This is a genomic window from Streptomyces sp. NPDC052101, assembly GCF_040680235.1.
Taxonomy (GTDB): Bacteria; Actinomycetota; Actinomycetes; order Streptomycetales; family Streptomycetaceae; genus Streptomyces.
On the sequence record NZ_JBFAWH010000102.1, the window covers coordinates 1 to 3566 of the forward strand.

Here is a 3566-nt window from a genome sequence, read left to right on the forward strand (position 1 = left end):
GATCTTTTCTCGATCCGATTTCCTCGGTGCTTTCCAGGCTCCCGCGTTTCTCTCGCGGTTTCCTTTCCGGCGGTTCCGACTTTATCAGAAGTTCTTGGCCGGTCAGACCGGCCGCTCATTTCTGAGTAATCGGGAGGTTGCTTCTCTGGGATGTCGTTCTCGACTTCCGAGGAAGCTTGTAGAGCCTAACAGCCGCCTGTGAACTTGTCCACTTCTAGGCAACTGTTTGAATCTACCTCCCCACGCCATCCGTGTCAACGGCTCTTGTGGGGCGAAGAGGAGACTAGCAGCTCACAGGGGTGGAACGCACATCAAGCAGCGGTGGGCAGCGAGGCGCTGCGGTCGGCCGCTTCGAGATCGCCGGTCTCACCTGCGCGTACCGCTCGGCCGCCCAGGACAAAGACGTAGGTCAGGAATGCCAGCTCGGCCACGACGCCGATTCCGATGCGGGCCCAGGTCGGCAGCCCAGAGGGGGTGACGAAGCCTTCGATGGCACCGGAGACGAAGAGGACCAGGGCGAGGCCGATGGCCATGCCGACCGCTGCGCGTCCCTCCTCCGCGAGAGCGGTGCGCCGGGTGCGGGGGCCGGGGTCGATCAGTGTCCAGCCCAGGCGCAGTCCCGTACCGGCGGCGACGAAGACGGCGGTCAGTTCGAGCAGCCCGTGCGGAAGGACCAGCCCCAGGAACGTGTCGAGTCGGCCGGCGGACGACATCAGGCCGAAGCCGACGCCCAGATTGAGCATGTTCTCAAAGAGGATCCAGAGGACAGGCAGGCCCAGGAAGATGCCCAGGACCAGGCACATCGCGGCGGCCTGGGCGTTGTTCGTCCACACCTGCGCGGCGAAGGCCGCCGCGGGATGGCTGGAGTAGTACGTCTCGTACTCACCGCCGGGACGGGTCAGCTCACGCAACTGGCTGGGAGCCGCGATGGACGACTGCACGTCCGGGTGGGTGCCTATCCAGCAGCCCAGGAGGATCGCGATGGCGGTGGAGATCAGTGCCGTGGGTACCCACCAGTGGCGTGCGCGGTAGACGGCGGCCGGGAAGCCCTGGCCCAGGAAGCGAGTGACATCACGCCATGAGGCGCGGCGGGTGCCGGTGACGGCACTACGCGCGCGTGCCACCAGTTGGCTGAGTCGCCCGGTCAGCTGTGGGTCCGGGGCGCTGGACTGGATGAGGGAGAGGTGGGTGGCGGTGCGCTGGTAGAGGGCGACGAGTTCGTCGGCCTCTGCTCCGTTGAGGCGGCGCCGGCGGCGGAGCAGAGCGTCGAGGCGGTCCCATTCGGCTCGGTGTATGGAGACGAAGACGTCCAGGTCCATCGGGTCTGCCTGCTCCTCGGCTGGTCGTCGACTGCTCGTCGTGGATGCTCTCGATCGCTGTCAGCTTGTCGTACTGCGGCGCGATGCGCCCACAGCTTGGCAGACTTGCGTTTCCGGAGGCAGATCAGGGAAGGACGGCGGGCGTGAGTGAGCTGGTGACCGGTGAGGCGGTGGCACTCGAACTGCGGCCGGCGAAGTTGCCGAGCAGGGCACTGGCCGTGTTGCTCGACCTCGCGGTGACCATGGTCGCGTACATAGTCGTCACCACCGCGGTGGTGCTGTCGACCGCCTCTTTGGACGAGGCCGCGCAGGTGGCGCTGTCGATCGCCACGTTTCTGCTGGTGCTCGTCGGCGGGCCGATCGCGGTGGAGACGCTCAGCCACGGGCGTTCGTTGGGAAAGCTGGCGTTCGGGCTCCGGGTGGTGCGGGACGACGGTGGGCCGATTCGGTTCCGGCACGCGCTGGTGCGAGGGGCGATCGGTGTGATCGAGATCCTGCTGACGCTCGGCGTGGTCGCCTGCATCGCCTCGCTGTTCTCGGTGCGAGGCCGGCGGCTCGGGGACGTGTTCGCGGGCACCCTGGTCGTACGCGAGCGAATCCCGGCCGACCGGGCCCGCTTCGTTCCGCCGCCGCCTCCGTGGCTCGCGGGGCGGTTCGCCGAGCTGGACCTGTCGGCGGTGCCGGACGGGCTGTGGCTCGCGGTGCGGCAGTACCTGACGCGGATGGGGCAGCTCGATCCGCAGGTGTCGCTGGGGATCGCTCAGCGGTTCGCGGCCGACCTCGCGGCGCGGACGGGCGCTGCGGTACCGCAGGATCTCCCGCCGGCCGCCTTCCTGGCGGCGGTGGTGCACGAGCGGCAGTCACGTGAGGCCCGGCGGGCGTTCGGCGCCGGTGGTTTCGCCCCGCCGATGGCCGTGCCCGGCACACCGACCGCGTATCAGCCGCCCGTTTCCGCTTCCGCGGGGGCCTGGCCGCAGCACCCCGGTCAGTCCGACCAATCCCAGGACCCGGCTCCGCAGCCGCAGGTGCCCTTCACGGCTCCCGCCGTACCACCGCGCGACCAGCCATCGGCCCTGCCTGCGCGCGATCACCCGCCGACCGACCGCCCGGCCACCGGCTTCGCGCCGCCGGCGTAGGGCGGCATCTGCTCAGCTCCCGCTCTGGCGGTTTCATCAGTCTCGCCGGTGCCGCCTGTTTCGTCGGTCCCGGCGCTCGGTGATTTCGGCGCTCAGTCGAACGTCGACGGCGGTGACTGGAGGTCCTCCAGCTCGATTCCGGGTGCCGCCAGGACGACGTCCCCGGCGATGTGAACGGTGTGCTGTTCGCCGGTGTCGAGGGCTGTGACCTGGTATTCGTCCACGGTCAGGGGGCCGTTGTCAGTGGCGTGTGCTTCGCTGTTCACCAGAGCCCAGGACTGGTCCACGGTGCGGGGGGCGAGGACCGGGTCCATGAAGGCGACCAGGCGTACGCGGGTCGCGTCGGACGAGGGGGTGAGGCGCAGGAGACGGGCAGTCGCGACGAGGAACGCGGGGGACGTGCCGGTGAAGGCGTGGGCGCGCACATTGCCTTCGGTGGCATGGGTTCCGGTGGGGTCGGTGCGGACCCAGGTGACGCCGTCGAGGGCGGCGCCGCGCACCTGCCAGTCACCCGCGTGGAGTTCGAGGCGAATGGGGCGGCCGAGGTCGTCCAGGGCGAGGTCGACCGAACCCCGCTGATCGCCTGCGGGACCGGTCAGCCGGGAGACATAGCGCCAGCCGGAAGGGCCGGGCGCGCACTGGAAGTGCTCTTCACCGAGGGGGGTGTGATCGTGCGGATCGTGGAGCGAATAACGGCCGCGGGGCATGGGGGTCCTGGATCTTGACGGGCTGCCGGTCCGGGTGGGACCGGCCAAAGGGGCAGGCCCCCGGCACGGGGGTGCGGGGGCCTGCCTCGGGGGACCTGCTGCCGGGGAGCGCGGCGGTGCACCGGCGTGCTCCCCGGTGAGCGGGCTACGGAGTCACCGACTCAGTAGCGGTAGTGGTCCGACTTGTACGGGCCTTCGACCTCGACGCCGATGTACGCGGCCTGCTCCGGGCGCAGCTCGGTCAGCTTGACGCCGAGCGCGTCCAGGTGCAGGCGGGCGACCTTCTCGTCCAGGTGCTTGGGCAGCACATACACGCCGGTCGGGTACGCGTCGGGCTTGGTGAACAACTCGATCTGGGCCAGCGTCTGGTCCGCGAAGGAGTTGGACATCACGAACGACGGGTG

4 protein-coding genes are annotated in these 3566 nt (G+C 69.4%); 1 reads left to right on the top strand and 3 read right to left on the bottom strand.

Going from position 1 to position 3566, the window contains the following annotated elements; translation table 11 throughout:
- Positions 1-311 precede the first annotated feature (311 nt).
- A complete protein-coding gene (locus tag AB0L75_RS43915) occupies positions 312-1319 on the bottom strand; it encodes a stage II sporulation protein M (protein ID WP_365191905.1) in 1008 nt (335 codons plus the stop codon).
- A gap of 143 nt (positions 1320-1462) precedes the next feature.
- Between AB0L75_RS43915 and AB0L75_RS43920 the strand changes: the two genes are divergently transcribed.
- The gene (locus tag AB0L75_RS43920; protein ID WP_365191906.1) at positions 1463-2455 is read left to right on the top strand and encodes an RDD family protein; all 993 of its coding nucleotides are present in this window, start codon (positions 1463-1465) and stop codon (positions 2453-2455) included.
- A gap of 92 nt (positions 2456-2547) precedes the next feature.
- Here the strand turns inward: AB0L75_RS43920 and AB0L75_RS43925 are convergent, their stop codons facing one another.
- Entirely contained in the window at positions 2548-3162 is a 615-nt protein-coding gene (locus AB0L75_RS43925; RefSeq protein ID WP_365191907.1) for a hypothetical protein, read from the bottom strand.
- A gap of 161 nt (positions 3163-3323) precedes the next feature.
- Positions 3324-3566 (bottom strand): adenosylhomocysteinase (locus AB0L75_RS43930; protein WP_365191478.1); only part of this gene is annotated, 243 nt, incomplete at its 5' end.